At 50.6% G+C, this 3619-nt stretch carries 3 protein-coding genes; all 3 read left to right on the top strand.

The features are described from left to right. A partial coding sequence (locus tag HWQ67_RS14460; RefSeq protein ID WP_218253397.1) for a hypothetical protein occupies positions 1 to 207 on the top strand: 207 nt, incomplete at its 5' end. A 14-nt stretch (positions 208 to 221) separates the two neighbouring features. Beyond that, positions 222 to 3314 carry a glycosyltransferase family 4 protein gene (locus HWQ67_RS14465; RefSeq protein WP_218253398.1) on the top strand — a complete coding sequence of 1031 codons (3093 nt, stop codon included), beginning with the start codon at positions 222 to 224 and terminating at the stop codon, positions 3312 to 3314. 4 nt (positions 3315 to 3318) lie between these two features. After that, positions 3319 to 3453 (top strand): hypothetical protein, encoded by a 135-nt coding sequence (locus HWQ67_RS20000; protein ID WP_255317300.1) that lies wholly within the window; start codon positions 3319 to 3321, stop codon positions 3451 to 3453. The last annotated feature ends 166 nt before the right edge of the window (positions 3454 to 3619 follow it).

A 3619-nucleotide genomic window follows, 5' to 3' on the forward strand; every position in this document is an offset into this window, starting at 1 on the left:
AGAGAGTGGCAGTTCCAGGCATCGGACGATGACGCCAAATGGATAGACCTCGATACCCAGGCAGACCAGAAGGACTGGAAGGTAAATGAAAAACGACTCTACTCTATAAAAAAACCGGGAAGCCACAAATTCTACCGATTCAGCCTGAACAAAGGCAACGATCCCGAACCGATGGTGCTCAGAATATATGAAATCTCACTGCTATAATGAAAATGGAAGATATGTTTAAACAACCAACCCTCATCGCAGATAACCGGAGGCCGGACAAACCGGCACTGAGCATAATCCTGATCGATTGGTCATGTCGCCAGAGCATCCATACCCTCCATTACCTCAATGAGCAGTCCATCGGCAGGGACCGGTATGAAATCATCTGGATCGAGTACTATGCCGGTGCTCTGCTTGATATAGAGACCGCCATGAAGAAAAACAAGCAGACCGGTAAACCCCCCGTTGTTGACAAGTGGTTGACGCTCAACATGCCCGATGACATGGTGTACCACAGACACCTGATGTACAACGCAGGTATCGTGGCAAGCAGTGGCGATATTGTTGCCTTCTGTGAGTCGGATATCATCTGCGGGGTAGACTTTGTAAAGGGTATACTTGATGCCTTCAGCAAGGATGGCGATATAGTGTTGCACATGGATAAGGTATGCAGTACGGACAGACGATTTTACCCGTTTAACTATCCAACCGTCGATGACGTAAAAAGCACCGGCGTCAACTGGGAAAACGGCACCACCACGGGCCTGAAAGACAAGGACAACTCCCTGCACACCCTGCACTACGACGCATGTATGTGTGCCGCCCGCCAGGGACTGATCAACATCGGCGGGGCCGACCAGCACGTTGACTACCTTGGGTACGTCAGCGGGGCATACGAAATGACCTTCAGGCTCCTCAATGCCGGTAAGAAGGAGGTCTGGCTCCAGGATGAGTTCCTGTACCACACCTGGCACCCCGGCCATCAGGGCTATGGCGACTACGCCGGTGTACACGATGGCAAGGGCATCTCCCTGAGGGCACTGCACAATCTGCAAACAGGCAAGATTGAACCGTTTGTCGAAAACGAGGCCATCAGGACACTGCGTATAGACACCACCATGACCTTTGATACCCTGAAGGACAAGCTCATAACCCCCGAACACATTAAAGACTGGCGCTATGGCAGCCTGTTCCCGCCATCCACTCTACCCTTGCAGGCAGAGGAAGACTCAAAAGGGGCGGGGATGATATACAAGTCATTTGCACGGGACGATGACGACACGGATGATACCAAAAGGGCAAGCCTGTCCTCTGAAAACGTTCGGGTGTGGAAAGACCCCGTAGAGATATGTCTCTATGAGGAGTTTCATATCATAAAATTCTACGATATGTTTTACGCAATGCCAATTGTCCTGGGCAGGGTTGACTTCAAGGACGATGAACACAACTATTTCCCCGGCATACTAAAAGACAAGAACCTTGACAAACTGAAAAAACTCATCGACGCCAAAGGCAAACAACTCATAGAAAAGGTAAAGCTCATCAATCACCCCACGCTGCTTATGGCATATTATGGGCATAATATTGTCACGTACCTCAACCGCTTCTATGCCATCCCGCACGGGGCCGGCAAGATCGACTTCACCAGGGGAGAGTATAAGTATCACCCCTCAGTCAAAACGGCAGATACCGAGGAAGAGATAAAGGCCATGGTCGATGACTCAACCTTGCGGGTGATATCGACGTACAAGGACCACCAAATAATCAGATATGGAAGGTGTTTCTATGGTCTGCCTAAGTCAGGAGGGTACGTTGATCTCTTTGATGCCACCCAAAGGAACAGGATACAGGTGCTCAAGGCAAAGACCCAGAGCGGTCTGGAACGCCTCATAGATGACCTCGGGGACTGTTTTGCACAATCCCCCGAAACTGAAACGCAAGACCACCTTCCCGGAGATGCTGATCGTGCACGCGACGATAGCAGCGCGGCCACTGCCGGCAAGGACATGCCTCAGGAGAACATAGTAAACGAGCGTCTGACCGAGGTGGAGTACGGCGGCTGGATACCCATATTCAGGAGGTTTGGCGATTGCGGTAACCACCCTCAGTTTCGACACCTGGAGTCCTCCCCGGATGGTTACAAGTTTGTGTACTCCAAGCACCAGAGAAACGAAAAACTCCCCGGTGCCTTAGACCTGTTGCTGATCCGTCTGATCAAGGTCTGGCGGGTATTGTTGATGATAATCCCGATCCTGAAGCTGTTCTTTGCTTCCTTGATACGCGGGGCAAAGCTCAGGCACATATTTGAGTTTATATCAAACCGCGGTGTACGTTCTCAACTGATGGTGCCGCACAACTCAAAGCTCGTTTTTCTGCCCAGTGTGCCCTTTACCTACGGACAGACCCCCTGGGTCATGGAGGTCGAGGACACCACGTCGATGTTCTTTCCCGCCCTGCACAACGGCAGGACGGCAGAGCTTGACATCACCACGTCCCCGTATTACCCCATACTCAAGGCAATGCTGGAGTTGGGCAGTTGCAGGGGGATAATCACGCACGTGAAGTCTACGGCTGAGAGCATACCGGTGATCTTTAAAAACCCGCAACTGGCAAAGAAAATGACCTATATCCCCCTGGGGGTCAAGATACCGCAGAAGTTCTTTATCCGTAAAAGCTCCACCTGTGTAAATCTGCTATTTACGACGTCGTGGCACCAGAACCCTGAGAGTTTCTTCCTCAGGGGAGGGCATGACCTGTTGGAGGCCTACAGCGTCTTACAGCAACACTACCCCAATGTGCATCTGATACTCAGAACCAGCCTCCTGGCAAACATGGACAAACGCTACGTGGACATCATCAATGGTTGCAACGTGCGTCTCATTGACAGCTACCTCTCAAACAGGGAGATGCAGATACTCCTTGACCAGGGTGATATATACGTGTTGCCCTCGGCACGGATACACGTGGTGTCCATCCTGCAGGCGATGGCCAATGGGATGACCGTGGTCGTCTCCGATGGCTGGGGCATAGAGGAGTACGTCGTCAACGGCTACAACGGCATTGTCATCAAGGGACGCTACGGAAAGGTCTCCTGGATAGACCCGCAATCGGGGATGTTAAAGGAGGACTACTCACACATGTTTAAGCCGGACCCCGTGATCGTAAACGGTCTGATCGGAAGTCTATCCGCCCTCATTGAAAGCAAACAGTTGCGTGACAGACTCGGCAGAAACGCACGAAAAGACGTGAAAGACAAGTACAATATAGCAAATTGGAATAAAGGTCTGAAGCAGGCATTTGACATGGCCCTGGGCAAACAGGGATAAGAAGATGCCTACCGGATTATCGTACACATGTCTGTTACCCGGTGGCAGCACAATCAACCGTGGTTGCCAGGATTTAAGCCACTTTTATACCTTCATATATGGCGTTGTTGCTATGCTTGAGCAACATGACCACGTTTGAAAGGAGCGCTGCCTTTTTTTCAGCAAGAAGATTTTTACGTATCCTCTAAAAAAGCATGATAAAATGGGGTCAAGGGAACTTCGATGACTGCTTAACCATTATATCAGCACTTGAGGTTCCCCCAAAAACCAGTTGTGTCTTCATCCATAAAAGCATCACTTCTACA

Origin of the sequence: Candidatus Magnetobacterium casense (assembly GCF_019173545.1) — a bacterium.
Taxonomy (GTDB): domain Bacteria; phylum Nitrospirota; class Thermodesulfovibrionia; order Thermodesulfovibrionales; family Magnetobacteriaceae; genus Magnetobacterium; species Magnetobacterium cryptolimnobacter.

Bases quoted from the DNA above. Each gene is read 5' to 3' on its own strand.
- HWQ67_RS20000 (WP_255317300.1), top strand. From the start codon at position 3,319: ATGCCTACCGGATTATCGTACACATGTCTGTTACCCGGTGGCAGCACA.
- HWQ67_RS14465 (WP_218253398.1), top strand. From the start codon at position 222: ATGTTTAAACAACCAACCCTCATCGCAGATAACCGGAGGCCGGACAAA.